Origin of the sequence: Streptomyces sp. NPDC006516 (assembly GCF_040611875.1) — a bacterium.
Classification (GTDB): domain Bacteria; phylum Actinomycetota; class Actinomycetes; order Streptomycetales; family Streptomycetaceae; genus Streptomyces.
The window spans coordinates 71,917-97,242 of the sequence record NZ_JBEXPD010000008.1; the positions used below are offsets into that span (position 1 = coordinate 71,917).

Sequence of the window (25,326 nt, forward strand, 5' to 3'; positions counted from 1 at the left end):
GCTCGCGTTTCCAGCCGGTGAACAACTCCAAGCTAGTCCCGGATCCTGAATTGGTCACCAATTTACCAAAGTGACGTAGGTCGCTCCCCTGAGCTCTTCTCCTGGACCGATGAGCGCGTTATGGTCCGCCCGCTCCGGGCGTCCGCCGCCCGGTCTGATGTACTGGTCAGCGTGTCCACGCAGCCCGAAGAGCCCGATTTCACGTCACTTCTGCGCCCTGTCGTCCGGGAGTCCTCGGTCAGCGAGGTGGCCAAGCGACTCCTTGATCATCTGTCCGAGGGCAATCTGAAGCCGGGTACGCGGCTGCCCGCCGAACGCCAGCTCGCCGACGCGCTCGGCGTCGCGCGCTCCAGCGTGCGCGGGGCGCTGTCGGCGCTGGACGTGCTGGGCATCATCGAAATCAGGCCGGGCTCGGGCTCGTACGTCCGTGAGGGGACCTCGGAGTTCCTGCCGCGGGCCATCAACTGGGGCCTGATGCTCGGTCAGCGCCGTACGCAGGACCTCGTCGAAGTGCGCACGTTCATGGAGGGCATGTCGGCGCGACTGGCCGCGGACCGGGCGTCCGAGGAGGACGTGCGGCGCCTGGAGGAGCACCTGGAGCGGATGCGGGAGGCGGGGACGGACGTGAAGGCGTTCATCGACGCCGACATCGCCTTCCACCTGGAGACCGCGAACATCGCCCGCAACACGGTGCTCAGTGACATCCTGCACTCCATCCGGGCGCTGCTCCAGGTGTGGATGGAGAGGGCGGGCGACATCGAGGGGACGGTCAGCGGGACACTGCACGAGCACGGCGCGGTGCTTGACGCGATCCGGGCGGGTGACCCGGAGGGGGCGGACGCGGCGATGGCCGAACACATGCGCCTGGCGAGCGACCGGCTGAGGCTCTCGCTGCGCGGCGACGAGAGCTGACGCCCCGGCGGCGGCGCCGCCGGAGGCCCGCGTTCAGCCCCGCGCCGCTTCTGCCTCCGCCTTTGTTTCCGCCTCCGTGGCCGCCGTCGCGGCCGGGGCCGGGGTCTTTCGCCGTCCGGCCGCGCCCACCAGCCCCGGCAGTTCGGTCAGGGCGTCGACGCGCCAGTCCGCCGTCTCCACGACGTCGGGGTGGTCCGCCCACCAATGGCCGTACGGGCCGCGCCGGATGTGCGCCGTGCGCAGCCCCGAGGACTTCGCGGGGAAGAGGTCGTCCGCCGGGTGGTCACCCACGTAGAGCGTCGCTTCCGGAGCCGCGCCCGACACCTCCAGCACGCGGGCGAAGAACTCCGCGTCCGGCTTGGCCACGCCCCACTCCTGCGAGGTGACGACCAGGTCGGCCGGCAGGTCCAGCGCCCGCAGCAGCTCTCCCGCCCGCGCCGACCGGTCGCCCGCGACGACGACCCGCAGTCCGAGCGCGCGCAGTTCGGCCAGGGCGGGCCGGACATCGGGATAGAGGTCCGTCTCGTCCAGGTGCTCGCCGCGGCCCGCCGCCGCACGGGCGTGGTACGCCTCCATGACGTCCATGTCCGGCCGCAGGACGCGCAACGCGTCGGCGCCGTCGCGGCCCTGGACGACCGAGGCGCCGACGAGGGCGCTGACGGTGTGCGGCGGGACCCCGAGCCAGTCGGCCCAGGAGGCCCAGAGGCGGTCGTCGCGGACGAGGGTCTCTCCGATGTCGAAGACGATCGTTTCCATCACCTCTCCGAGCCTACGGGGCAAGGGGGACATAACGGCCAAGGCGCCAGGGGGGAACGCCCGGTTACGCCGGACAGAGGCCCTGGTCCGGACGGAGCGCCGCGCTCGTATGCTCGGATCATGACCGTTCCTCAGCGCCCCACGACCAACGCCATGCGGCGTGCCCTGCGGCGGGCTCGCGACGGTGTCGCCCTCGACGTGGCCGAGGCCGCCGTCCTGCTCCAGGCGCGCGGGGAGGATCTCACCGATCTCGCCGCCTCCGCCGCCCGGGTCCGGGACGCGGGCCTGGAAGCCGCCGGCCGGCCGGGTGTGATCACGTACTCCCGGAAGGTCTTCATCCCGCTGACCCGGCTCTGCCGCGACACCTGTCACTACTGCACCTTCGTCACCGTGCCCGGGAAGCTCCGCCGGGAGGGCCACGGGATGTTCCTCTCGCCGGACGAGGTGCTCGACATCGCCCGTAAGGGTGCGGAAATGGGCTGCAAGGAGGCGCTGTTCACGCTCGGGGACCGCCCCGAGGACCGGTGGCCCGAGGCGCGGGAGTGGCTGGAGGCCGAGGGTTACGACGACACCCTGGCGTACGTACGCGCCATGGCGGTCAGGGTGCTGGAGGAGACCGGGCTGCTGCCGCACCTCAACCCCGGGGTGATGACGTGGACGGATCTGCAGCGGCTCAAGCCCGTCGCCCCGTCCATGGGCATGATGCTGGAGACGACGGCGACCCGGCTGTGGTCCGAGAAGGGCGGCCCGCACCACGGGTCCCCGGACAAGGAACCGGCCGTCCGGCTGCGGGTGCTGGAGGACGCGGGCCGGTCCAACGTGCCGTTCACCACCGGCATCCTGATCGGGATCGGCGAGTCGTACGAGGAGCGGGCCGACTCCCTCTTCGAGCTGCGCAAGACGGCCCGTGCCTACCACGGCATACAGGAAGTGATCGTCCAGAACTTCCGCGCCAAGCCGGACACCGCGATGCGCGGGATGCCGGACGCCGAACTGGAGGAACTGGCCGCCGCGATCGCTGTCGCCCGCCACATCCTCGGCCCGTCGGCCCGCATCCAGGCCCCGCCGAACCTCGTCGACGCCGAGTACGCCCTGCTGATCGGCGCGGGCATCGACGACTGGGGCGGTGTCTCACCCCTCACCCCGGACCACGTGAACCCCGAACGCCCCTGGCCGCACATCGATGAACTCGCCGCCAGGACGGCCGAGTCCGGCTTCCAGCTGCGCGAACGCCTGACCATCTACCCGGAGTTCATCCAGCGCGGCGAGCCCTGGCTCGACCCTCGCCTCCTCCCGCACGTGCGGGCCCTCGCCGACCCGGAGACGGGTCTCGCGAAGGAGGGCGCGATCCCGTCCGGACTGCCCTGGCAGGAGCCCGACGAGGGCTTCAACGCCTCCGGCCGCACCGATCTGCACCGCACCATCGACACCGAGGGCCGCACGGGCGACCGGCGCGACGACTTCGACGAGGTGTACGGCGACTGGGAGGCCCTGCGCGAGGCCGCCGCCCCCGGCATGGTGCCGTCCAGGATCGACACCGACGTGCGCCAGGCCCTGAGTCAGGCAGCCGACGACCCCACGAAGCTCACCGACGACCAGGCCCTCGCCCTGCTGCACGCCGACGGTCCGGCGCTGGACGAGCTCTGCCGGATCGCGGACACCCTGCGCCGCGACGTGGTCGGTGACGACGTCACCTACATCGTCACCAGGAACATCAACTTCACCAACGTCTGCTACACCGGCTGCCGCTTCTGCGCCTTCGCCCAGCGGCGTACGGACGCGGACGCCTACACCCTCTCCCTGGACCAGGTCGCCGACCGCGCCGCACAGGCCTGGGACGTCGGCGCGGTCGAGGTCTGCATGCAGGGAGGCATCCACCCCGACCTGCCGGGCACCGCCTACTTCGACATCGCACGGGCGGTGAAGGAGCGGGTCCCCGGCATGCACGTCCACGCCTTCTCGCCGATGGAGGTCGTCAACGGCGCCACCCGCACCGGCATGTCCATCCGCGACTGGCTGACCGCCGCCAAGGAGGCCGGGCTCGACTCGATCCCCGGCACGGCCGCGGAGATCCTCGACGACGAGGTGCGCTGGGTCCTCACGAAGGGCAAGCTGCCGACCGCCACCTGGCTGGAGGTCATCCGGACGGCGCACGAGACGGGTCTGCGCTCCTCCTCCACGATGATGTACGGCCATGTCGACCAGCCCCGCCACTGGCTCGGGCACTTCAGGACGCTGGCCCGCCTCCAGCAGGAGACCGGCGGCTTCACGGAGTTCGTCACCCTGCCCTTCATCCACACCAACGCCCCGGTCTACCTGGCGGGCATCGCCCGCCCCGGTCCCACCGACCGGGACAACCGGGCCGTCACCGCGATGGCCCGCCTCCTGCTCCACCCGCACATCACCAACATCCAGACCAGCTGGGTCAAGCTCGGGACCGAAGGCGCGGCCGAGATGCTGCGCTCAGGCGCGAACGACCTCGGCGGCACGCTGATGGAGGAGACCATCTCCCGTATGGCGGGATCGAGTTACGGCTCGTACCGCTCGATCCAGGACCTCGTCGCCATCGCCGACCTGGCCGGCCGTCCGGCGAAGCCGCGTACGACGCTGTACGGCGAGGTGCCCGAGGAGCGCGTCACGGCCGCCGCGGCGTCCGACGGCCACCTGCCGGAACTGCTGCCGGTCCTGGAGGGGTGAAGGGCGCGCCCTGGTGTTCCCGTCCCGGTGTCCCGTCCCGCGGCGGGAACACCAGGGCGGCGCACTCAGCCGGCGTCCTGCGCTCCGCCCGCCGCCGTGGCGATCACGTCGTCCAGTACCTCCCGGGAGCGGCGCAGTTCGTCGATCTTCCGGTCGATGCGATCGCGCTCCGTGGTGAGGTCGCTGACCAGGCGCGGGGTGGCGATCGCGGAGGGGCCGCCGTCCGTGTCCCGTACGCAGGGCAGCAGCTCGGCGATCTTGGAGCTGCACAGCCCGGCGGCGTAGAACTCCTGGATCCGGATGACGCGGTCGACGGCGCCCTCCGGATAGTCGCGGTGGCCGCCGGGGGTACGGTCGGCCTTCAGGATTCCCTGGGTCTCGTAGTAGCGCAGGGAGCGTTCGCTCACGCCCGTACGCCGGGCCAGCTCGCCGATCCGCATGAATGCCTCGCCTCCGGGACTTGAACCTGACACCGGTGTCAATTCTTACCGTTCCGGCATGACGAACGCAGCCCCTTCCCCCGCGAAGCTCTTCGAGACCGTCGAACTGGGACCCCTGACCCTTCCCCACCGCCTCGTGATGGCGCCGCTGACCCGGAACCGCGCCACCGCCGAGGGTGTCCCGACCCCGCTCATGGCCACGTACTACGCGCAGCGCGCCTCGGCGGGGCTGATCATCGCGGAGGCGTCCACGCCGAATCCGGTGGGGCAGACCTACCCGAACATCACCGCCATCCACAGCGCGGCCCATGTCGCCGGCTGGCGCCGGGTCACCGACGCGGTCCGGGCGGAGGGCGGCCGGATGTTCCTCCAGATCCAGCACGGCGGGCGCGCCGGACACCCCGACACCAGCGGACTGACGCCCGTCGCCCCCTCGCCGATCGCACTGCCGGAGACGATCCACACCCCGGCCGGGCGCGTGCCCTCGGTGGTGCCCCGCGAGATGACGGCGGAGGACATCCGCACCACCGTCGCGGACTTCGCCTCCGCGGCCCGCAACGCGATCGAGGCGGGCTTCGAGGGCGTCGAGGTCCACAGTGCCAACGGCCATCTGCTCCACCAGTTCCTGGGCCAGGGGACCAACCGGCGGACCGACGCCTACGGCGGGTCCGTGGCCCACCGCATCCGCTTCGTCGTGGAGGTGACCGAGGCCGTCGCGGAGGCGATCGGCCCCGAGCGGGTGGGTCTGCGCGTCTCCCCGTGGAGCACGGTCAACGGCATGGAGGAGGGCGACACCGAGAAGATCTACCCCGCGCTCCTGGCCGCCCTGGCCGACCGGGGCCTGGCCTATCTGCACGTGGGGTACGCCGACCCCGAGGACCCCGTCTTCCAGCGCATCCGCAAGGACTGGCCCGGGACGCTGATCGCCAACCCGGTGCTGCCCAAGGACCGCATCCCGGAGGACGGCGGCATCGCACACGCCGAGCGGCTGCTGGCTGCCGGAGCCGACGTCATCGCGCTCGGCCGCCCCTTCCTCGCCAACCCGGACCTGATCCGCCGGATGCGCACGGGCGCCCCGGTCAACCAGGTCCGGGACGCGTACTTGATGTACGTGGGCGGGGAGACGGGCTACACGGACTACCCGGCCCTGCCCGCCGAGGCGTGAACGGCACCGCGCGGCCGCACGGACAGACCCTGGAAAACCCTGGGCAATGCTGGCCAAAGGGGGTTCTGGAGAGGTACTGCGTACATACCGCTGCACCCCTGAGAGGGCCCTTTCCGTTCGATTACAGTGCTTGCGCGGTCGCACACCAAGGCGGACGGAAGGGGCACGGTGAGCACAGGGACCACAGCTGTCTGGGGCCGTGCCCAGCAGCAGGACTTCCGCAGCCGGGTGCGCGGCTCCCTGCTCGGGGGCGCCATCGGTGACGCGCTCGGGGCGGGGGTCTCGGGGCTCACGCTGGAGGCGGTCCGCGAGGCCCACGGCACGGACGGGGTGGCCGACTTCGTCGCCGTGCACGGCAGGCGGGGCGCCGTCACCGCCGTCACCCAGCTCACCCTGTTCACCGTCGACGGCCTCATCCGGGCCCAGGTCCGGCGCGACACCGGCGCCTGGCACCCGCCCACCGACGTGTACCGGGCCCATCTGCGCTGGGCCGCCACCCAGAGCGCCTGGGGGCCCGACGAACGCCGTAAGGACAACGGCTGGCTCGCCATGGAGGAGTGGCTGTACACCCGCCGCGCCCCCACCAGGGAGTGCCTCGCCGGGTTCGGTGACGCCACCATGGGCACCCTCGCCGTGCCCAAGAACCCTGCCGCACGGGACTCGGCCGCGCTCACCCGCTCCGCGCCCTTCGGGCTGCTCGTCGGCTGGGAGCCCCAGCTCGTCCTCCAGCTGGCCGTCGAGTGTGCCGCCCAGACCCACGGCCACGCCACGGCCCAGTTCGCGGCGGGCGCCTTCGCCGTGATGGTGCACGGTCTCGCCCGCGGCGAGACCCTGGACGGCTCGGTGCAGCACGCGCTGGCGCTGCTCACCGAACGGCCGGGCAGCGAGCAGGTCACCGAGGCGCTGCGGCAGGCCCTCGGCTCCGTACGCCAGGGGATACCCGGGCCTGCCCTCATCGAGGCACTCGGGGACACCGACTCCGCCGACGAGGTTCTCGCCGTGGGCCTGTACTGCGCGCTGGTCGGCGAGGACGTACGGCACGGCCTGCGGCTGGCCGTGAACCACTCCGGGCCCTCCGCCGCCACGGGAGCGGTCTGCGGTGCTCTCCTCGGGGCGCTGCACGGCGAGACGTCCCTGCCGCCGGCCTGGCTGGCCGAGCTGGAGGGCCGCTCGACGCTGCTCGAACTCGCCGACGACTTCGCCATGGAGATGACCCAGGGCCCGGCGCTGCACAGCCCGACCGCGGTGGCTCCGGGCTGGCTCGCCCGTTACCCGAGGGACTGAGCACGGCCGGATCGCTGAGCGCGGTCGGAGACGGAGATGGGCGGACGCCGCCGCGCCCGCCCACCGTCCCCGTGCCCCGCGTGCGGGGCAGGTCAGTCCTTCACGGCCTCAGGGACTCCGGTGCCCTCAGGTCCCTTCTGAAGGGGGATGCCGGCCGCCGCGGCGGCTCCGCCCACCGGCCCCGGGCCGTCCGAGTTGATCTGCTCGATCAACGCGTCACGTTCCGGGGTGTCCTCGGGCTTGATGAAGCCGATGACGATGTACAGCACCAGCGAGATCGCGAGCGGCAGCGCCACCTGGTACTGCAGCGCGACGTCCGTCTTCACCGAACCGTCGAAGTTGTAGTTGGTGAAGTAGAAGGCCAGCAGACCCGCCGCCCAGCTGGTGAGCGCCGCCGTCGGGCCCGACCTGCGGAACCTGCGCAGCAGGCCCAGCATGAACGGGATCGCGATCGGTCCCATCAGACCGGCCACCCACTTGATCACGACCGAGATGATGTCCTTGAACGTGGGCGAGTTGATCTGGGTCGCCAGCGCCATCGACAGTCCGAGGAAGGCCAGCGTGGAGAGCCGCGCGGCCAGGAGGCCGCTGCGGTTGCTCCAGGTGCGGGCCGCCTTGGAGAAGACCGGCGCGATGTCCCGGGTGAAGACCGCCGAGATGGCGTTGGCGTCGGAGGAGCACATGGCCATCGTGTGCGAGAAGAAGCCGACGACGACCAGTCCGAGCAGACCGTGCGGCAGCAGCTGCTCGGTCATCAGCGCGTAACTGTCCGAGGCGTCGGGCTTCTTGGCCTCGACGAGCAGCGGGGCCACCCACATCGGGAAGAAGAGCACGACGGGCCAGATCAGCCACAGAGCGGCGGACAGGTATGCGGAACGGGTCGCCGAGCGCGCGGAGTCCGTGGCCATGTAGCGCTGGGCCTGGTTCCACATGCCACCGTTGTACTCGAAGGTCTTGATGAAGAGGTACGCCAGGAGGAAGGTCACGGTGTACGGGCCGGCCGTCGGCTCCGTGTGGCCCTCGGGCAGCTTGTCCCAGACCGTCCACAGCGAGCTGAAGCCGCCGAGCTTGCTCATGACGATCACCAGCATGGCCAGACCGGCGAAGAGCTGGATGATGAACTGCCCGAGCTCGGTGAGCGCGTCGGCCCACAGGCCGCCGACCGTGCAGTAGACGGCCGTGATGATGCCGGTGATGAAGATGCCCTGGGTGAGGGTGATGCCCGTGAACACGGACAGCAGCGTGGCGATGGCGGCCCACTTGGCGCCGACGTCCACGATCTTCAGCAGCAGACCGGACCACGCCAGGGCCTGCTGGGTGGGGACGTTGTAACGGTTCTTGAGGTACTCGAGCGGCGAGGCGACGTGCAGTCGCGAGCGCAGCCGGTTGAGCCGGGGCGCGAAGAGCTTCGCACCGATGCCGATGCCGATGGCGATCGGCAGTGACCAGGTCACGAAGGACGTGACGCCGTACTGATACGCGATACCGGCGTAACCGGTGAACATCACCGCGCTGTAGCCGGACATGTGGTGCGAGATGCCCGACAGCCACCACGGCATCTTGCCGCCGGCCGTGAAGAAGTCGCTGACGTTGTCCACGCGCTTGTGCGACCAGAGTCCGATCGCGACCATCACACCGAAGTAGCCGATGAGCACGGCCCAGTCGAGACTGTTCATGTGCCCCCTCCAGGGGTCCGCCTTGTGAACGGGAACGCACTTCGTCAGTACGGCCGTTCAGCGGGGCCCCGTGCGGGAACGGGGGCTTCGGGGATTGAACCGCCTGCCCGGGTCCCTGGTCAAGGTTTTCTCGATCAGGGATGTGAACGCGGATCAGCAAGGCGAACGATTTTACTAGTTCTTGACCTTGCGGGGCGTTGTCGTGAACGTGACCACGGCCACACGATGAGCGAGCACTTCGTCAGGCTGTGCAGAGATCGAAGCAACAGATCACGAACACCGAGAAACGCAGAACGACCGCACGGGATGCGGGTCCCGTGCGGCCGGAGAAGGGGAGGAGCTGACCACGTGAAGCTTGTGTACGGTGTGCGCCGACCGCGCAGTCTGTGAGGACCGCGCTGTCCGCGCCCGCACAGCCGAGGCAGTGCTGTGCGGGGTGCGCCGAACGGCGGGCGCTGTGTCCGGGTGACGGTCGAGCCCCCTCGGCCAGGACGGCGAGCCGGGCGAGAGGGCTCCTGACGGTCGTGAGACCGGACGCAGCGTGGCGCAACCGGCCGGGCATGCCGGTCGGTCGAGCGGGTCAGGCGTTGATCGAGCCCGACGCGACGTCCCGCACGAAGGTGTTCCATGCTCCCGGCACGAAGGTGAGCGAAGGGCCTTCGGGGGCCTTCGAGTCGCGCACGGCGATGGCCTGCGTGACGGGCGACTTCACTTCGACGCACGCCCCGTTGCCACCGGAGTACGACGACTTCGTCCAGTTTTCCGTGGCGCCCTGAAGAATAGCCATGTTCACTCCGGTTCAGAGAGTTGATGTGAGTGGCACCAACTTCGTTCCTGTTGGCGTGATCGACGCTACTCGCCAACATCGCCTGGTGGTGGAGCCGTTCACTCGACCGGATGGCATATTCCATGCGGGTCTTCCGTGGTGAGGCGGTGACGGTGTATCTTCCCGCCCCCACCCCACTCACAGGGATTTCACCGGGTGTACTCCTTGACGATGTCACCGATGAACTGACGGGTCTGGTCCACGTTCAGCGCCTGGGCCCGCAGGTGCTCGTACATGACGCTGTAGCGCTGTACGTCGTTCGCCTTCTCCAGGTAGAGGTCGCTGGTGACCCCTTCGATGTAGACGACACTGGAGTCCGCGGCGTCGGGGAACTCCAGGATGGCGTACTGCCCGTTGATCCCGGGGTGCGCCCCCATCTCGAACGGCAGTACCTGCACGGTCACATGGGGCAGCTGGGACTGCTCGATGAGGTGTTCCAGCTGCTGGATCATGACCTGCTTGCCGCCGACGAGCCGGCGCAGGGCGGACTCGTCGATGACCGCCCAGAGCCGCAGCGGGTGCTCCGGGGCGTTGACCCGGTCCTGGCGGCGGGCCCGGACGTTCACGCGCTTCTCGATGTCGGACGGCGGCGTCTCCGGCAGCGCGCCGTTGATCAGCGCCTCGGCGTAACTCCGGGTCTGAAGCAGCCCCGGTACGACCTGGGGCTCGTACACCCGGAGGGACTCCGCGTCGGTCTCCAGCCCGATGTAGACGCTGTAGGGGATGTCGCCGAACGCGTGCCACCAGCCCTGCTGACGGGAGTCCTTCGCCATCTGCATCAGCGAGTCGACGACGCGGTGATCCTCCACCTCGTACACCCCGCAGAGGTCGCGTACGTCGCGCTGGCTGATGGAGCGGCGGCCGTTCTCCAGGCGGCTGATCTTCGACTGCGAGACGAGCAGCCGCTCCGCCACCTCCTCGGCCGTCATGCCCTTGATCTCGCGCAGGCGGCGCAACTCCTGGCCCAACCGGCGTCGCCTGACGGTGGGATTGACGTTGGTCGGCACGGAAACGGCACCTCCGGCTATGCAGCTCTTGTAGCTGTGCGTGTCTACTGCTCAGCAGATTGCCACCCGCGCACCCGGCCGCGCTGGAAAACGGCCACACGGGACGAGCGCGTGCAAAAGCGCGGGGCAGCCGGTGGATCCGGCTGCCCCGCGCCTGGTGCGGCTCCCGAACCGGGTCATGGGGACGTCGGTGCGGCGGTACGGCGGTATTCAGAACTCCGCGCAAGTGTCCGCGCGGTCGTGCGGTCAGTGGACGGAGGTGTGCGCCATGCTTCCGCGACGCGCTTGCGCTTGCGGCTGCAACGGCACGCCTGCCGCCTGCTGATTGCGGCGTGGCTGGACGGCCACACCGTTCTGGACGTCCATCACGGCATGCGCCACGAGACCGCCCATCGGGTCGTGTCTGATCAGGTCCCGGAGCCGGGAGCGCGATGAGCGCCCCTCGTTCCCGGGGTACAGGTGCTTGCCGAGTCCGACCGCGTGGGCCAGTGCGGCGAGCGCCGCGGTCCGCGGGTCCGGCGGTACGCCGGTGCGGATCGCACTGTCCAGCCGGGACCTGATGTCCCGGCTGATCGCCGTGTCCGTCGCCTGGTAGCGAGTCGTCGGCAGCACTCCGCACATCTGGCCCGCCACGGCATGCACCATGCCGCACCGCTCCAGATGAGCGAGATAGATCTGGCGAAGTCCCAACCGGGGCCCGCCGATCCAGTGGACCGCCCGAACCGGACTGCCACGACGGCGCAGCAGTTCCAGTGCGGAGTCCAGAGTCGGATCTCCTGTCGGCCGTGGCATCACCACGGCGATACGATCCCCGTCAGGGGCTATCCGTCCTGCCAGAGCCAGCTCCACTAGCTGTGCCCCGGCCAGGCCGAGGTCGAGCGACTGCGGCTGCGCTGTGGTACCCGTTGTCGGGTCCAGAGCGAGCAGCAGAAGCTCCTCCGGAATTGTTCTGCGGCTCCTGCCCATCCATGCCTCCCCGCGTGGATGTCTGACAGGGTGACCCCTCTCACATTGGTCTGTCGAGGGTGCCTGGGTGCTTTGTGAGGGAACCGTTAGGTATGTCGTTCTCGTCTAGCGGCTCGGCCAAGGGTTCACACAGGACACTGGTAGATGGTTCGGACAGTGCGGGCACGACCCCGCGGCGCATCAAGGAGGCATCGGTGGCGGGCGAGTCCCCCGACAAGTCGGAGCAGCGGAAGTCGTCGGGGACGGCTGAGGAACGCGATCCGCGTCTCGCCGTGTTCCGTGAACCGGCCGCCGAGGCGGACGGGAACACGGCGGGCGGGACGGCGGAGGCCGGGACGGACAGCGCGACGGCGGTCTTCCGCCTGCCGCGCTCCTCGGAGGCGCACGCCTCCGAGGGCGTCTCGGGGCCCCTGGAGGACACGGAGGCGGCCGAGGGGGCCGAGGAAGGCTCCAGGGCCCGTGGAGAGGCCGGGGAGGCCACCGAGGCCGCAGAGGGCGAGACGACGGACGCGGCCGCGGCGGCGACGGGCTCGGCGCGTTCGGTGGGTTCGGCGGGTTCCGCTTCCGGGAACGCGAAGGGGTCGGAGGACGCGAAGGGGTCCGAGGACGCCGAGAACTCCGGGGCTTCCGAGAGCTTCGAAGAAGACGCCGAGGGCTCCGGGACCTCCGAGACGTCCAAGAGCCCCGAGGACGCCGAGCCGTCCGATGCGCGGCTGCGGGCCGGCGTCGCGGCCTGGGTCGCGGGCCAGGACGACGAGGAGGACGCAGGGCGGGCCGGTACCGCCGAGGACGAGGGCAAGCCCGCCGATGACGACGCCACCGACCCCGCCGGCGTCACCACCGACGCGTCCGCGCCTGCCGACGCCGAGGACGACGCCCCGGCCGCTGATGAGGCCGACGCCCTGGCCGAGCTGGAGGACAAGGCTCCTGCGGCCGAGGACAAGACCGCTGAGGTCGAGGACAAGGTCCCGGCCCCTGCCGAGGACGAAGACGCCGCCGTCGAGGACGACGTACCCGCCGAGGACGACGTACCTGTAGAGGACGTCGTACCCGTCGCGGACGAGGACGCCGAGGACGCTGCCCCCGCCGAGAACGACGCGCCGGCCGACGCCCCCCGTATCCCGAAGACCCGCGAGCAGCCCGCTGACGAGGACGACAAGGCCGAAGCCTCCGCCGTCGTCGCGTCCAAGGGTGAGCAGCGAGGAATCGATCATCCGACCACCGCCTTCAAGGCGCCGCGTGTCCCGCAGGTCGACCAGCCGACGACCGCGCTGAAGCTCCCCCCGAGGGAGGAGGCCCGTAAGCCCGCCTCCTGGGGCGCGAAGGCCTCCGGAACCTCCGGCACCCCTGAGGCCCCCGAGGCTCCCGCCGAGCGGACCAGCAAGTTCGTCCCGCTGCGCTCGGACGACGTGCGCCCCGCACCTCCGGTGATCGGCCCCACGGTCACGCCCGACGTCTCGATCGCCGCAGGCGCCCCCGGAGCGCCGGGGGCCGGGCTCACCGAGGCCGAGCGGACCAGGCAGCAGCCCATGCCGCCCAAGCCGCCGCTCGACCTGCTCGCCGAGCTCACCAACACCCCGCCGCCCCCGGAGACACCGGTCCGCACCGCGGTCCGCCGGGTCAAGATCTGGACGCCGCTGCTGCTGCTCCTGGTGATCGTCTTTGCGATCGCGCAGGCGATGCGGCCGCTGCCGGAGCCCACGCTGACCCTGACCGCCTCACCGACCTACACCTTCGGCGGCGAGAAGCTGGACATGCCGTGGCCCGCCGAGGGCCAGGGTGCCGTGGAGGTCGAGGGCGTGGGCGCGATCGGCTCGTACGGCAAGGAGAAGTCCGCGCCGATCGCGAGCATGGCGAAGGTGATGACCGCCTACGTGATCCTCAAGGAGCACCCGATCACCGGCAAGCAGACCGGTGAGCAGATCGAGGTGGACAAGCGCGCCGGCGAGGAGGCGAGCCTCGAGGACGAGTCACGGGTGGCGATCGAGGAGGGCCAGAAGTACTCCGAGTACCAGATGCTCGAGATGCTGATGATTCCTTCGGGGAACAACGTCGCCCGGCTGCTGGCCCGCTGGGACGCCGGCACCGAGAAGGCATTCGTCGAGAAGATGAACCAGGCGGCCGAGGATCTCGGTATGACCAACTCGACGTACACGGATCCGAGTGGCCTCAAGTCCTCCACCGTCTCGACGCCCGCCGACCAGATCAAGTTGGGCAAGGCGGTCATGCAGAGCGATGTCTTCCGGGAGATCGTGAACCAGCCCCAGGCCGACATCCCGAACGTCGGCCGGATCTACAACAACAACTACATCCTGCTGGAGCCCGGCGTCAGCGGAATCAAGACCGGCTCGTCCACTCCGGCCGGCGGCAACCTGCTCTGGACGGCCGACACGGTCGTCGACGGCAAGTCCCGGCGCATCATCGGTGCGGTGATGGGAGCGACGCTCGACGGCACGCTGGACGCGAAGCTGGAGCGCGCGAGGCAGAACAGCCTCAAGCTGATCAAGGCCGCCCAGAAGGGTGTCGACTCCGCGACCGTGGTGAAGAAGGGCCAGGTCGTCGGCTACGTCGACAACGGCTTCGGCACGCGGACTCCCGTGGTCGCCACCAAGGACCTGAAGGCGGTCGGCTGGGGCGGGCTGAAGGTGGAGCTCGATCTCGGCGCCGGTGACGAGCCGCTCCAGCAGACGGCGAAGGCGGGCACCGTCGTCGGAGAGGTCACGATCGGCACCGGCACGGGCAAGGTCTCGGCCCCCGTCGCCCTGCGGAGCGAGATGACGGAGCCGGGCTTCGGGGACAAGTTCACCCGCATCACCTGAGCAGCCCTCCGCCCCGAGCTGCTCGTACGGCCCCCTGTCCCACAGCTGTGGGACAGGGGGCCGCCCTGTGGGGCAGCGCGGACAAAATGCCGCGTGCTAGCGTCCCGAAAGCAACGGACGGGCGTCGGGACGCGTCCTTCCGGACGGATGAGGCCGCAGTACACCGACGGTTCGGCAGGCCCGGGCGAGGACGGGGAGAGTCGCAGTGACCACCGCTGAGCCGACGCGGGCGAAGGACGGGCCGTCCGCCGCGAGCGTGTCCGTGCGCATTCCGGCCCAGGCCACCGGGGACGAAGGGCGCCCGGACGGCTCGGTACGCAGCCGCATACGGCGCCACCCCGTGCTGCTGACGGCCGCCGTCGCCGGGGTCGCGCATCTGCTCTGGTTCTTCTTCTTCGCGAACAGCGGCGGCGACATCGCGGCCCAGGACGCCTGGGCCGAGTTCGTCGGCCGCCACCCGGGCACCGCGTACAACCTCGCCTGGTACGGCGGGATGCACCCGGTCTCGTACAGCGTGGTGTCCCCGTACCTGATGTCGGTGCTCGGCGTCCGTACGACGATGATGATCGCCGGCACGGTGTCGTCCGCGCTCACCGCGCTGATCCTGGTCAGGGTGCCCGCGGTGCGTAACCCGCTCGCGTGTGCGCTCGCCGGGGTGTTCGCGTACCTGTGCAACGCCCTGTCGGGCCGCGTGACGTTCGGGCTCGGCATGATGTTCGCGGTGGGTGCGGTCGCCGCCGTCTTCTGCTGGCCCCACCGCTGGCGGTACAAGCGGTGGGCGAAGGCCGTCGTCGCCGCGCCGCTCGCCGCGCTGGCCACGGCGGGCAGTCCGGTCGCCGGGCTCTTCCTCGGCGTGGTCGCCGCGGCGCTCTTCCTGAACAAGAGACGTCCCGGGGCGTACGCGATCGGGCTGCCCCCCGTCGTGGTCGTGGTCCTGTCGGCGTGGTTGTTCCCCTTCTCGGGTACGCAGCCGATGTCGCTCGGGACCCTGTCCCTGCCCTTCGTCTTCTCCGTCCTGGTGTTCTTCCTCGTGCCCCGGACCTGGTACACCGTGCGCACGGCGGCCGCGGTGTACGGCGTCGGGACGCTGCTCACCTATGTGATCGACTCGCAGATCGGCTCGAACGTCTCGCGCATGGCGATGCTGGTCGCCGGTGTGGTGCTGCTCGCCGCGCTCCCGTACACCGTGCCGCGCACCCGCCGCTGGTACGCCCTGGTCATCGCCTTCGCCGGGCTGAACTTCTGGATCGGCTTCAAGGGCGTCGACGACATCGTCCGTACGGCGCCCACCGCGTCCTGGAACCGCGAGCTCGCCCCCCTGATCAACCAGCTCCAGAGGGTGGGGGCGGAGCGGGGCCGGGTCGAGGTGGTCCCGGCGAGCAGCCACCGGGAGGCGTCGGCGCTCGACTCGTACGTGAATCTGGCCCGTGGCTGGAATCGCCAGGCCGACATGAAGCGCAACCCGCTCTTCTACGACGACACCCTCGACGCCGTGAACTACCGCGAGTGGCTGGACCGCTGGGCGGTGCACTTCGTGGTGCTGCCCACCGGCAAGCCGGACTCCAGCGGGGCGGAGCAGGAGGCGGGGCTCGTCGAGAAGGGGCAGCCGTATCTGAAGGCGGTCTGGAGCGACGCCAACTGGAAGCTGTTCCGGGTCCTGGACCCGGTGCCGCTCGCCGACCCGCCGGCCACGGTGGAACGGGCGGGCGCCGACGAGCTGACGATCCGGGTGCGGGCCGCGGGCCGGGTCCTGATCCGCATCCCGTACTCCCGGTGGCTCGCCGTCGTGGACGGCGAGGGCAAGGGAGTGGAGCGCCCGCAGGAGACGGAGGAGTCCAAGCGGCGCTCGGCGAAGGACGAGAACGCGCCCAAGGACTTCACCAACACCCACGGCTGCCTGATCAAGGTGGAGGAGGACGCGGACGGCGACGAGTGGACCGAGCTGCTCGCCCCGCGCCCCGGTGTCTACCGGCTTGCGGCCCCTTACCAGTTCCAGCCGGGCACGCCGTGCCCGGAGGAGCTGCGCTGATCCTGCCGGATCCCTCCCTCCGGGCGGGCCGCACTGGCAAGGTGTCCTGTCATGAGGTGCCAACGGTGCGGCGGCGAACACATCGGCGGGCTGCCGGGCATGAGCTGCCCCCGGTGCGGTTCCGTGGCGCGCTCTCCGGTGGGGAACGACTCCTGGATCGCGCGGGAGACTCTGGCGGGCAGGCTCTCCACGCTGTCCCGGCGGCGGAAGGCCCTGCTGGCGGCGGGTGTGGCGGTGGCCGTCGGGAGCCTGGCCACCGCCGTGTCCCTCCTTGCCGCCGGTGAGGGGGGAGGCCGCCCCGAGGCCGCGGGCCGCGCGGGCGCCGTACCGGCGCCGGTCGGCGGCGGAGCCCCGACCCGGATCGGCCCGGCGGACCCGGACCTTCCGGACCCGGACCTCCCCGGTGAGGCCACACCGGGCGCGTCGGCGGGTACCACGGCGGACCCCGGCCGCTACCGCTATTCGGTGTGGGCGGGTCCCGGGTGCACCACCGGCGTCTACGAGGAGTTCGGGCGCTTCGAGAGCGGGGACGCGGGCTGGTACACCGTCGGATCGGGCGGTTTCGAGGGGAGGGCGTGCGACGGCCGGTTCGTCGCCGTCCCGATGTCGGGCAGCCCCGTGGAGGAAGGGCGGAGCAGCGCCGTCTGGTCCTGGCACCTGGGCGACGGCTACCGGGAGTGCGCGCTCACGGTCTTCGTGCCCCGGAGCATCCGCGACACGGACGTGGCGGGTGACCCCTCCGAGTACCGGGTCCGCTCCGATCCGCGCGACCCCGACTCCGCCTACACGGGCTTCTCGGTGCGCCAGCCCGGCCATCGGGGGACCGCCGTGGCGGTGGGGACCTATCCGGTGAAGGGAGACACCTTTGCCGTGCAGCTGACCGACCGGGGCCGTGACTGGGGCGACGCGTCGCTGGTGGGAGCGCACCACGCGGCGGCGCAGATGAAGGCGTCCTGCCGCTGACCTGTCGCATCCCGGTGAGCGCGGGCAGCGCCCACCGGAGCACACCGGGCCCCGGGCGGTCCGACGAACGTGGCGCCCGGCCGCCTGCCCGAGTCACCGTACGAACGCGCTGTCCCGTTCCGTCAGGTGCGCGGCGGGACCGGCGGCCCTGAGTACCACCTCCAGTGCGCGGTCCGGGTCCGAGGCGTAACAGCCGCTGGCCCAGGCGGCGTTGGCCTCCACGACCGCCCACTGCCCCGCATCGGTGACCCCCACGTCGACCACGATCGCGGACGGCAGGGTGTGTCCCGCCGCGGAGAGCAGCTCGTGGCCGAACGCGCGCGCCTCGGCTGAGAGCGGGGCCGGGCGTAGCTGCCCCGCGACCCCGTACCTGCTGCCGGTGTGGACCCGCCCGTCGAGAACGTACAGCCGGTACTCCTCGTCGAAAGCGAGGACGTCGCTCACCAGCACCACCGTATCCGGATCGACCGCGTCCGGGCCCGGCAGCCGGGAGCCGTCGGCGTAGACCAGTGCCGGAATGCTCTTGTCGTTCGGTGACTTGACGAAGACCGGTCGGCGCAGCCCGTACGCCTCGCGGATGGGCACGGCGCGGATCTCACGCCGGACGAACATGGCGGGGAGCCCGGCCAGCCAGTCGGCGGGAGCTTCGAGTGGTGCGACGCCCAGCGCCGGGGCCACGGCGTCCGCGAAGGAGGGGCCCGCGTGCAGATACGCGTCGCCCTCGCGCAGAGCGTCGGGCACGTCGTGGTCCGGCAGCTGCACGGTGTGCAGGCCCCGCCGCCGTGCGGCCTCGCGGAGAGCCCGGGCGGAAGCGGTGAGGCGGGGCGGGAGTATGAGGGCCATGGGCCCAGATCCTGCCTCAGTGGGCAGACACGGCCCACGGAATATCGCTCGACAGCCCCTACCGGATCGGTTTGCATGGGACGGATGCACGCCGAAGAGACGAAGACCGACGTGGCACTCGTACGACGCCTGCTGGCCGCCCAGTTTCCCGCCTGGGCGGATCTTCCCGTCGAGCCGGCCGCCTCGCACGGCACGGTGAACGCGATCTACCGGCTGGGCGCGGACCTGACCGTGCGGCTTCCCCGGGGCGAAGCCGGTTCGAACGACGTGGCGGCCGAGCACCGCTGGCTGCCCCGCCTCGCCTCCCAGCTCCCCTTCGCCGTACCCGTGCCCCTCGCCGAGGGGGTGCCGGGCGAGGGATACCCCTGGTCCTGGTCGGTGTACGGCTGGCTCGAAGGCGAGAATCCGGCCGTGGGCTCGGGCCGAGCGGAACTCGCCGCCGACCTCGCCGAGTTCGTCCTCGCGCTGCGCCGCGTCGACACCGCCGGAGGCCCGCCCGCCTACCGCTGCGAACCACTGGCCGCGCGCGACACGGCAACCCGTGCCGCCCTGGACACGCTGCACGGGGTCATCGACACGGTTACGGCGGCCACCGCCTGGTCGGAGGCTCTGGATGCCCCTGAGCCGCAGGGTCGCGCCGTATGGGTCCACGGAGACCTCCAGCCGGGCAACGTCCTGGTCGCGGACGGCCGGTTGAGCGCGGTCATCGACTTCGGCTGCATGGGTCTGGCCGACCCCGCGGTGGACCTGATCCCCGGCTGGTACCTGCTGTCGGCAGGAGCGCGGCGGATCTTCCGTGCGGCGGTCGGCGCGGACCGGGCGACCTGGGCGCGGGCGCGCGGCTGGGCCCTGTCCGTGGCGCTCATGGAGCTCTCGTACTACCGGACCTCGAACCCGGTGATGGCCGGGACGGCACGGCACGTGATCGCCGAGATCCTGGCGGAGGCGGAGGCGCAGAGGTGGACGTAGGCGTGGGGGTGGGTGTCAGCACCGGGCGCCGGCGCACGCTGCGGCCGCCGGCACAGCCGGGCGCCGAACGGGCCCTGGACGGAGGGGAGTTCCCTCGGAGCAGGCTCCGAGTGGGCCGAGCGCCGTTATCCTGAGCCGGTGCAGGCCCGGTCCATCTGTGCCTCCGCATGCGCGCGCCTCATCGGAATTTCATCGCCTCTGCATCGCCTGCGGCCATGGTGGCAGACAGACATCGCACCACCGCGCGGCCGCGCAGCCGAGCCATCGGAATCGCTCGTCGGCGGCGGGCGCGGGCCGCGGGGTTCATGGCCGGTGCAGTAGTACCGGGCCCACCGGCGCCGTGCCGCTCGACGGTCAGCGGGCGAGGCCCGACTCCCAGGTCCAGGCCGCGATCTCGACCCGGTTGCGGACCCCCAGTTTGCTCTGGATGTTGGTGAGATGCGTCTTCACCGTCCCCGCGCTGATGTGCAGAGCGGCGGCGATCTCCATGTTCGTGTGTCCCCGGGAGACCAGTGCGGCGACCTCGGTCTCGCGCTGGGAGAGGGGCGAAGGACGCGCCGGGGCGGCTGCCGCGGCGGGGCGGGCGAACTGCTGGAGCAGGCGGACGGTGATGGAGGGGCTGATCAGGGCCTCGCCGGAGGCCGCGGAGCGGACTGCCTCGGCCAGCAGACGAGGACCCGCGTCCTTGAGGAGGAAGCCGCAGGCTCCGGCGTGCAGAGCCTGATGGACGTACTCGTCGTCGTCGAAGGTCGTCACCATGACGACCTTCGGGGTGTGCGCCGCCCCGGGACGGTGGAGGTGCCTCAGCGCCTCGATGCCGTTCAGCCGCGGCATGCGGATGTCCATGAGGACCACGTCGGGGCGGTGCTGGTCGGCCTGCTGGATCGCGGCGACCCCGTCGGCGGCCTGGGCGACGACCTCGATGTCGTCCTCGGCCCCCAGAATCATGGCCATGCCGGTGCGGACGATCGTCTGGTCGTCCGCGAGAAGGACACGGATGGTCATCAGGACACCTGCCGGAGGGGGAGAGGGAGTTCGAGCTCGACGTGCCAGCCGGTCTCGGGGCCGGGGCCTGCGGTCAACGTGCCTCCTGCGGCGTCGGTGACCTCGCGCAGGCCGCGCAGTCCGTAGCCGGAGCCGTCGGACGGGACGTGGGTACCGTCGTCGGTTATCCGCGCGGTGACCCGGCGGCGCGAAACGTCGAGGTGCACCTGTGCGTCGGTGCAGTCGCGGGCGTGCTTGCGGACGTTGGTCAGCGCCTCCATGACCACGCGTTCCACGAGGTGGGCGGCGTTCGCGGGGAGACTGTCGGCCGGGCCGGTCTCGGTGAAGCCCACCGTGGCACCAGGCAGCCGGCACTCGGCGACGAGAGCGCGGACGGCGCCCGTGCCCGGTGCCTGTGCGTGCGGCAGGGTGTCGTCCCGCAGGGCGCCGACCATCTTGCGCATGGCGGTCAGGGCTTCGGCGCCGGTGGTCTCGATCAGTTCGAGGGCGTCACCCACCGCCTGCGGTCTCTTCGCCGCCACGGCACGGGCACCCTGCGCCTGGACCACGATGCCGGATATGTGGTGAGCCACGAAGTCGTGCAGGTCGCGGGCGAAGCCCAGTCGCTGTTCGAGTCTGATCTGAGCTTCGCGCTGCCGGCGGGAGACGGCGACCAGCCGGCTGGTGAGGCCGGAGGCGAGCGCTCCGCCGGCCAGCAGAGTCAGGATGAGCGCGAGGATGCTGCTGGACTCGTCCACCTCGACCACCAGCGGACGCAGGATGAGCGCGGTCATGAGCAGCGGCAGGGCGACGGCGGTGCCGGCCGGGGAGCCCCGCCGTGCCGTCACGTGCAGCAGCACCATCAGGGCGGCCGGCTCGAACAGGGTGTAGGCGTCGGAGGCGTCGTCCAGGTTCGTACCGCCGCGCGCCATCACACCCAGTCCGGCCGAGCAGGCCAGCGACACCACGGCCACACCGCACGCCGCCCACGCCAGTGGCGCGGGGGGCAGCTTGATGCCCACGGCCGGAAAGGCCCCCGCCCCCGCCACGGCCGTCGACACGAACAACACGATCCCGGTGCCCTGATGTTCGAGGGTGCCGACGCTCAAGTCGATCAGCAGGGCCACCCCGAGGACGCAGAACAACAGGGCGCTGCCTACGAACCGGCCGACGGCCGCGGCGCGCGGTGATCTGAACATGGTCAGACCCTAGCCGCGCTCGCCGAGGGGGACGCTCTGCCGAAAGTCGTAGCCGTCCGCCGGGGAATGGGCCTTTCGGAAGATCCGCGGGGCCTGGCCCCGGAAGGAAAGTGGAGCACGTCAGCGCAGCTCGACCCGACCGAAGGATCGCCCCTCATGGACATTCGCATCCAGGTGGACTCCGCACCCGTTCTCGGACCCCTGCTCGTCCTGTTCGCCGCCGGCACCGTCGTCCAGGTGTGGCGCGGAGCGTGGAACAAGCGTCGCGCCCTGCTTCAGCTCGCCGCAGCTGTCTACGTGGCCGCCGTACTGTCCCTGACGGTCTTTCCGCTGAACGTGACGTGGGGCGAATACGCCAACCAGGCTTCCTGGGTCGGGCAGATCAACCCCGTACCGCTGCTCACCGCCGACGTCACCATGGTCCCCAACGTCATCATGATGGTGCCGGCCGGCTTCCTGCTGCCGCTGTTGTTCCGGCACGCGACCTCATGGTCGCGGGCGGCTCTGATGACGGCGGCGGCCAGCCTGTTCCTGGAAGCCGCGCAACTGCTGTCCTACATCGTCCTGAACAACGGCCGCTCCGTGGACATCAACGACGTCCTGGCCAACACGCTCGGCGGAATCGCGGGCTACGCCCTGGTGACGCTCGCCCTGCGCGCACCGGCCCTGAGCGGGCCGCTCCTGGCGGCCTCGCTGCCTCGCTCCGCCGCGCTCCAGGACGACCGCGGCCGGACAGCACCCGCCGGCGCACCTGGACAGGCCCCGATCGCGGCCCCTGTCGTCCGCCCCTGACCCCACGCTCCCTCTGCTTCTTCCTCTGCCTCTTCCGCCGCACTCGGGGCGTACGGCGCGTACGCCCGCTCCCGAACACCTTTTGATCATTCCGGGAAGGAAACCCGCCCCCATGAACCGCCGTCTGCGCAACGCCCTCGTCACCGTCGCTGTCACCGCCGGATTCCTGACAACCGCCTGCGAGGAAAGCAGGACCGGAGCGTCGCCCGTCGCCGAGTCCGACGCCGGCACCCCTGAGGCCGCCGCTTCGGCTTCGCCCGAGAAGTCCCAGGAGCCCCAGAAGTCCCAGGACAAGACCGCGGACTCCGGTTCCGGCCAGGCTGAGGGCAGCGCGGCGGACGCCTCCGCGGACTCCACCTCCACCTCCTCCTCGGGCTCCTCGGAGGCAGGCGACAAGACCGGGTACGGCCAGCCCTGCGGCACGAACGACCTGGACTGGAACGGTGAGGAGAAGACCCAGGCAGGCGGCTACTACCAGATCAGCGTCAAGGCGAAGTCGGGCATCACCTGCGTCCTCCCCGGGGGCCTGCCCGTCATCGCCTTCGGCTCGGGCGGCACGGAGGCCGGGCCCGCGGAGCAGTCCGCCGGCGAGGAGATCACCTTGTCCGGCGGCAAGACGGTGTACGCCGGGGTGAGCCCGAAGAGCACCAACAGCGACGGCGGCACCGAGTACAGCACGGCCATCGTCTCCGTCACCGGCGACGACCCGAACCCCGTCTCGCTCAATGTCGGCAGTGTTCTCGTCGACGAGCCGATCGTCACGAACTGGCACACCGATCCGCAGGCCGCCGTCCCCTTCACCTCCTGAGACCCACCCCGGCAACGGGGCGAGCGAGCGCGGGATGCGCCTCCCGGCCCACCGGACGCAGGCGCTCGCCCTCCGGGCCGGCCGGCGGCACCGGATGTGCGTCACCGGATGTGCCGATTCACCCGTCCGGATCTCCCGGACTGCGCAGAGTGTGTGATCGGCATCACGCTGGAGGACAAGCCCGTAGGAGGGCCGGAGACTGGGCCGGACGTCTTCGTTCCGGGGGTGACATGACGAACTGTCCGCCGTGCTGTCCACCCTCCAGGAGCGTGATCATGGCCCGGAATCGCCGGCTGATCCTGAGCTCGCCGTCCGAGATCTGGCGCCTGCTCTCGGACGGCCGCCGCTACGGGGAGTGGGTGACCGGGACCCAGGAGGTCCTCGCCGTGGACCCGCACTGGCCGCCGGTTTCGTCAGAGCGCGCCGGGCCGGCCAACTGCGTTCCGGGCGGGGGGCCGAGCGCGGCGGCGAGGGCCCTCGCGGTCTCGTCCGTGCTTGCGTTCAATGTGGCGTCGACCCGTGCCCTTCGCAACTCGTACAGGTCCGGTCCGATGCTGTCGTCGCCCGGTGTGTGCGTGCCGGACGGGTGTGTTGCGGGGAGCGCCGGCTGGGGGAATTCGAATAGATCGTGGGCGCCGGCCAGGCCGAGCAGCCGCATGAGTTGGGCCCCGGCCCCGAACAGGCCCACTGTGTTGCGGGTGCGGGCCCGGAGTAGCAGGTTCAGGCCCGAGCAGTCGCAGAACGAGAGGCCGCGCACGTCGAAGTACAGGATGTGGGGCGGGCCACGGCGGGGGGCGATGTCGAGTGCGGCCTGAAGTTGGGGGGCGGTGTCGTAGTCGAGCTCCCCGGTGAGAATCAGCAGCGGATGGCCTTGGTGGAGGCTGGTTCGTATCCGCAGGCCCCTCACGGGGACAGCTCCTCGCTGGGGCCCAGGGTGAGGTACTCGCGGATCTTGCCCCGCACCATAGGGCGTGCGTCGCCGAGAGTGAAGGGAAGGACGGGGAACTGGTCCGCCAAGTGGGCCGCGGACAGGGGTGGTCCGACGGGCACGGCTACCTTGCCCTGCTCGTTCTCCTGCCAAGGGCCATCCAGGACAGCGCGTACCCGGCGCACCCGCCCGTCGGCGATGTAGACCAGGGCGCGCAGCAGGGGCCGCTTGTCCTGGGCGATCGTGAACCACATGCGGTCCGCATCGCGCTGGGCCGGGCTGTCCTCCTCGCCGGTCTCACCGTAGACACGGCCATCGGGACCCACCTTCTCGGTGTTGCTCCCCCGGTACAGGACCAGCGCCAAGTCGGTGGCCCGCTCCCGGGCCCGGACCGTCTTGCGGTCCAACCGCAGCAGCGCGGCGGCTTCCTTCACTCCGCCGGACGCCAGCACCAGCGACCGCATGACAGCGGCACGTCGCAGCCCGAGCTCATGCTGCTGTTTCTCGATCCGGTGGAGCTCGTTGACGAGTTCCCGCATACGATTTCCCTCAATGGTGCGGATATGACTCCCCTTCATGAGGCGGACTGTCCTCTGATCCACCCTCTATGTCAATGGAGTGGATAAGAGCGGGCATCATTGCCTCTTTCGGTGACGTAAGCAGTGTTCGCCTTATGACCTTGCTCGTATCCGGCGACATCGCGGACCATTGCTGAGCGCTTCCGGAGACGTACCCGGCCCCCGGCCCAAATGAAGCGGGGGTGACGCTCGCCACCCAACTCCCCTCGGACGGCAACGCCAAAGCCGCCCCCGCAGTCGGCGCGACCGGCGGAAACGGTGGGCTCGGTGGGTCTGGCGGTACGAGTAGCTAGGGGGAGCGGGCGGCTACGGCGGGGCAGGGGCGGGAGCTGCGGCTGCCGCGACCGGCGAAGAATGCGGAGGCGGCGGGGGGTGACGGCGGTGATGCCGGAGCGCCGGTTCCCTCGTCGGGGCCCCGGTGGCTACAGCGGTGACGCCGGTTCTGGCGGCAGCGGAGGCGGTGGCGGCAGTCGGAACCCGTCTGTCGGCGGCGACGGATCGCTGGGCACCGAAACTGGAGCAGCACCTCGGCGGCCATTTCTCGGTGCACAACCGCCCCTGGCCGGGCTGCAGATGGCTGCGTTCCCGATCGGGGCGGCCTGTAGGCGGCATTTCCAGCGAGGTGAAGCCGGTCCCGGCCTTGCCGTGCTCGACGGGCGCAGGGGCGGGCCGGCACAGAGTGGGC

Annotated in this window: 21 protein-coding genes; 10 read left to right on the top strand and 11 right to left on the bottom strand. The window is 70.9% G+C overall.

All coding sequences use genetic code 11. From position 1 onward, the window contains the following. Positions 1-171: 171 nt before the first annotated feature. Positions 172-912 carry a FadR/GntR family transcriptional regulator gene (locus tag ABZY45_RS21915; protein WP_356742192.1) on the top strand — a complete coding sequence of 247 codons (741 nt, stop codon included), beginning with the start codon at positions 172-174 and terminating at the stop codon, positions 910-912. Positions 913-945: 33 nt separating this feature from the next. Here the strand turns inward: ABZY45_RS21915 and ABZY45_RS21920 are convergent, their stop codons facing one another. After that, positions 946-1,668: an HAD family hydrolase gene (locus ABZY45_RS21920; protein ID WP_356742518.1), complete on the bottom strand. Its 723-nt coding sequence runs from the start codon at positions 1,666-1,668 to the stop codon at positions 946-948. A 120-nt stretch (positions 1,669-1,788) separates the two neighbouring features. On the opposite strand from ABZY45_RS21920, the gene ABZY45_RS21925 reads away from it, so the two are divergent. Then, entirely contained in the window at positions 1,789-4,365 is a 2,577-nt protein-coding gene (locus ABZY45_RS21925; RefSeq protein ID WP_356742194.1) for a bifunctional FO biosynthesis protein CofGH, read from the top strand. 65 nt (positions 4,366-4,430) lie between these two features. Here ABZY45_RS21925 and ABZY45_RS21930 read toward each other — a convergent pair whose 3' ends face one another. Further along, on the bottom strand, positions 4,431-4,805 hold the full coding sequence (locus ABZY45_RS21930) for a MerR family transcriptional regulator (protein WP_356742196.1): 375 nt from the start codon (positions 4,803-4,805) through the stop codon (positions 4,431-4,433). A gap of 58 nt (positions 4,806-4,863) precedes the next feature. Between ABZY45_RS21930 and ABZY45_RS21935 the strand changes: the two genes are divergently transcribed. Next, a complete protein-coding gene (locus tag ABZY45_RS21935; RefSeq protein WP_356742198.1) occupies positions 4,864-5,970 on the top strand; it encodes an alkene reductase in 1,107 nt (368 codons plus the stop codon). Positions 5,971-6,138: 168 nt separating this feature from the next. Then, a complete protein-coding gene (locus ABZY45_RS21940) occupies positions 6,139-7,254 on the top strand; it encodes an ADP-ribosylglycohydrolase family protein (RefSeq protein WP_356742200.1) in 1,116 nt (371 codons plus the stop codon). 92 nt (positions 7,255-7,346) lie between these two features. On the opposite strand, the gene ABZY45_RS21945 is transcribed toward ABZY45_RS21940, so the two are convergent. The 4 genes from ABZY45_RS21945 to ABZY45_RS21960 form a co-directional block, all read right to left on the bottom strand. Continuing rightward, positions 7,347-8,930, bottom strand: coding sequence for a sodium:solute symporter family protein (locus ABZY45_RS21945; protein ID WP_356742202.1), 1,584 nt, complete (start codon positions 8,928-8,930; stop codon positions 7,347-7,349). Between the two features lie 580 nt (positions 8,931-9,510). Beyond that, positions 9,511-9,717 (bottom strand): DUF397 domain-containing protein, encoded by a 207-nt coding sequence (locus ABZY45_RS21950; RefSeq protein WP_145809235.1) that lies wholly within the window; start codon positions 9,715-9,717, stop codon positions 9,511-9,513. A 188-nt stretch (positions 9,718-9,905) separates the two neighbouring features. Next, positions 9,906-10,763 carry a helix-turn-helix transcriptional regulator gene (locus tag ABZY45_RS21955; RefSeq protein WP_356742205.1) on the bottom strand — a complete coding sequence of 286 codons (858 nt, stop codon included), beginning with the start codon at positions 10,761-10,763 and terminating at the stop codon, positions 9,906-9,908. Positions 10,764-11,009: 246 nt separating this feature from the next. Beyond that, on the bottom strand, positions 11,010-11,729 hold the full coding sequence (locus ABZY45_RS21960; protein WP_145809230.1) for a GPP34 family phosphoprotein: 720 nt from the start codon (positions 11,727-11,729) through the stop codon (positions 11,010-11,012). 194 nt (positions 11,730-11,923) lie between these two features. Between ABZY45_RS21960 and ABZY45_RS21965 the strand changes: the two genes are divergently transcribed. The 3 genes from ABZY45_RS21965 to ABZY45_RS21975 all read left to right on the top strand — a co-directional run bounded on the left by ABZY45_RS21965 (position 11,924) and on the right by ABZY45_RS21975 (position 17,540). Then, complete coding sequence (locus tag ABZY45_RS21965) at positions 11,924-14,548, top strand: D-alanyl-D-alanine carboxypeptidase (RefSeq protein WP_356742207.1); 2,625 nt, start codon at positions 11,924-11,926, stop codon at positions 14,546-14,548. A gap of 205 nt (positions 14,549-14,753) precedes the next feature. Further along, positions 14,754-16,577 (top strand): MFS transporter, encoded by a 1,824-nt coding sequence (locus tag ABZY45_RS21970; protein ID WP_356742209.1) that lies wholly within the window; start codon positions 14,754-14,756, stop codon positions 16,575-16,577. Positions 16,578-16,628: 51 nt separating this feature from the next. Further along, the gene (locus ABZY45_RS21975; RefSeq protein WP_356742211.1) at positions 16,629-17,540 is read left to right on the top strand and encodes an adhesin; all 912 of its coding nucleotides are present in this window, start codon (positions 16,629-16,631) and stop codon (positions 17,538-17,540) included. Between the two features lie 93 nt (positions 17,541-17,633). Here the strand turns inward: ABZY45_RS21975 and ABZY45_RS21980 are convergent, their stop codons facing one another. Continuing rightward, positions 17,634-18,383, bottom strand: coding sequence for an ATP-grasp domain-containing protein (locus ABZY45_RS21980; RefSeq protein ID WP_356742213.1), 750 nt, complete (start codon positions 18,381-18,383; stop codon positions 17,634-17,636). 84 nt (positions 18,384-18,467) lie between these two features. Between ABZY45_RS21980 and ABZY45_RS21985 the strand changes: the two genes are divergently transcribed. Continuing rightward, positions 18,468-19,352 carry an aminoglycoside phosphotransferase family protein gene (locus tag ABZY45_RS21985; RefSeq protein WP_356742215.1) on the top strand — a complete coding sequence of 295 codons (885 nt, stop codon included), beginning with the start codon at positions 18,468-18,470 and terminating at the stop codon, positions 19,350-19,352. Positions 19,353-19,706: 354 nt separating this feature from the next. Here the strand turns inward: ABZY45_RS21985 and ABZY45_RS21990 are convergent, their stop codons facing one another. Further along, positions 19,707-20,357: a response regulator transcription factor gene (locus tag ABZY45_RS21990; RefSeq protein WP_356742217.1), complete on the bottom strand. Its 651-nt coding sequence runs from the start codon at positions 20,355-20,357 to the stop codon at positions 19,707-19,709. Next, positions 20,357-21,535, bottom strand: coding sequence for a histidine kinase (locus tag ABZY45_RS21995; protein ID WP_356742219.1), 1,179 nt, complete (start codon positions 21,533-21,535; stop codon positions 20,357-20,359). Before ABZY45_RS21995 ends, ABZY45_RS21990 begins: the two co-directional genes overlap by 1 nt. A gap of 156 nt (positions 21,536-21,691) precedes the next feature. On the opposite strand from ABZY45_RS21995, the gene ABZY45_RS22000 reads away from it, so the two are divergent. Together ABZY45_RS22000 and ABZY45_RS22005 are read left to right on the top strand one after the other, a co-directional pair. Next, on the top strand, positions 21,692-22,327 hold the full coding sequence (locus ABZY45_RS22000) for a VanZ family protein (RefSeq protein ID WP_356742220.1): 636 nt from the start codon (positions 21,692-21,694) through the stop codon (positions 22,325-22,327). 112 nt (positions 22,328-22,439) lie between these two features. Then, positions 22,440-23,135: a DUF4232 domain-containing protein gene (locus ABZY45_RS22005; protein WP_356742222.1), complete on the top strand. Its 696-nt coding sequence runs from the start codon at positions 22,440-22,442 to the stop codon at positions 23,133-23,135. Between the two features lie 346 nt (positions 23,136-23,481). Here ABZY45_RS22005 and ABZY45_RS22010 read toward each other — a convergent pair whose 3' ends face one another. Both ABZY45_RS22010 and ABZY45_RS22015 read right to left on the bottom strand, forming a co-directional pair. Next, positions 23,482-24,042 carry an STAS domain-containing protein gene (locus tag ABZY45_RS22010; RefSeq protein ID WP_356742224.1) on the bottom strand — a complete coding sequence of 187 codons (561 nt, stop codon included), beginning with the start codon at positions 24,040-24,042 and terminating at the stop codon, positions 23,482-23,484. Continuing rightward, on the bottom strand, positions 24,039-24,602 hold the full coding sequence (locus ABZY45_RS22015; RefSeq protein WP_145809204.1) for a hypothetical protein: 564 nt from the start codon (positions 24,600-24,602) through the stop codon (positions 24,039-24,041). The genes ABZY45_RS22010 and ABZY45_RS22015 overlap by 4 nt, the downstream gene beginning before the upstream one ends. Between the last annotated feature and the right edge of the window lie 724 nt (positions 24,603-25,326).

Coding starts and splice junctions, on each gene's coding strand:
- ABZY45_RS21920 (WP_356742518.1), bottom strand. CDS start 1,668: ATGGAAACGATCGTCTTCGACATCGGAGAGACCCTCGTCCGCGACGAC.
- ABZY45_RS21925 (WP_356742194.1), top strand. CDS start 1,789: ATGACCGTTCCTCAGCGCCCCACGACCAACGCCATGCGGCGTGCCCTG.
- ABZY45_RS21930 (WP_356742196.1), bottom strand. CDS start 4,805: ATGCGGATCGGCGAGCTGGCCCGGCGTACGGGCGTGAGCGAACGCTCC.
- ABZY45_RS21935 (WP_356742198.1), top strand. CDS start 4,864: ATGACGAACGCAGCCCCTTCCCCCGCGAAGCTCTTCGAGACCGTCGAA.
- ABZY45_RS21945 (WP_356742202.1), bottom strand. CDS start 8,930: ATGAACAGTCTCGACTGGGCCGTGCTCATCGGCTACTTCGGTGTGATG.
- ABZY45_RS21950 (WP_145809235.1), bottom strand. CDS start 9,717: ATGGCTATTCTTCAGGGCGCCACGGAAAACTGGACGAAGTCGTCGTAC.
- ABZY45_RS21960 (WP_145809230.1), bottom strand. CDS start 11,729: ATGGGCAGGAGCCGCAGAACAATTCCGGAGGAGCTTCTGCTGCTCGCT.
- ABZY45_RS21975 (WP_356742211.1), top strand. CDS start 16,629: ATGAGGTGCCAACGGTGCGGCGGCGAACACATCGGCGGGCTGCCGGGC.
- ABZY45_RS21980 (WP_356742213.1), bottom strand. CDS start 18,383: ATGGCCCTCATACTCCCGCCCCGCCTCACCGCTTCCGCCCGGGCTCTC.
- ABZY45_RS21985 (WP_356742215.1), top strand. CDS start 18,468: ATGCACGCCGAAGAGACGAAGACCGACGTGGCACTCGTACGACGCCTG.
- ABZY45_RS21990 (WP_356742217.1), bottom strand. CDS start 20,357: ATGACCATCCGTGTCCTTCTCGCGGACGACCAGACGATCGTCCGCACC.
- ABZY45_RS21995 (WP_356742219.1), bottom strand. CDS start 21,535: ATGTTCAGATCACCGCGCGCCGCGGCCGTCGGCCGGTTCGTAGGCAGC.
- ABZY45_RS22000 (WP_356742220.1), top strand. CDS start 21,692: ATGGACATTCGCATCCAGGTGGACTCCGCACCCGTTCTCGGACCCCTG.
- ABZY45_RS22005 (WP_356742222.1), top strand. CDS start 22,440: ATGAACCGCCGTCTGCGCAACGCCCTCGTCACCGTCGCTGTCACCGCC.
- ABZY45_RS22015 (WP_145809204.1), bottom strand. CDS start 24,602: ATGCGGGAACTCGTCAACGAGCTCCACCGGATCGAGAAACAGCAGCAT.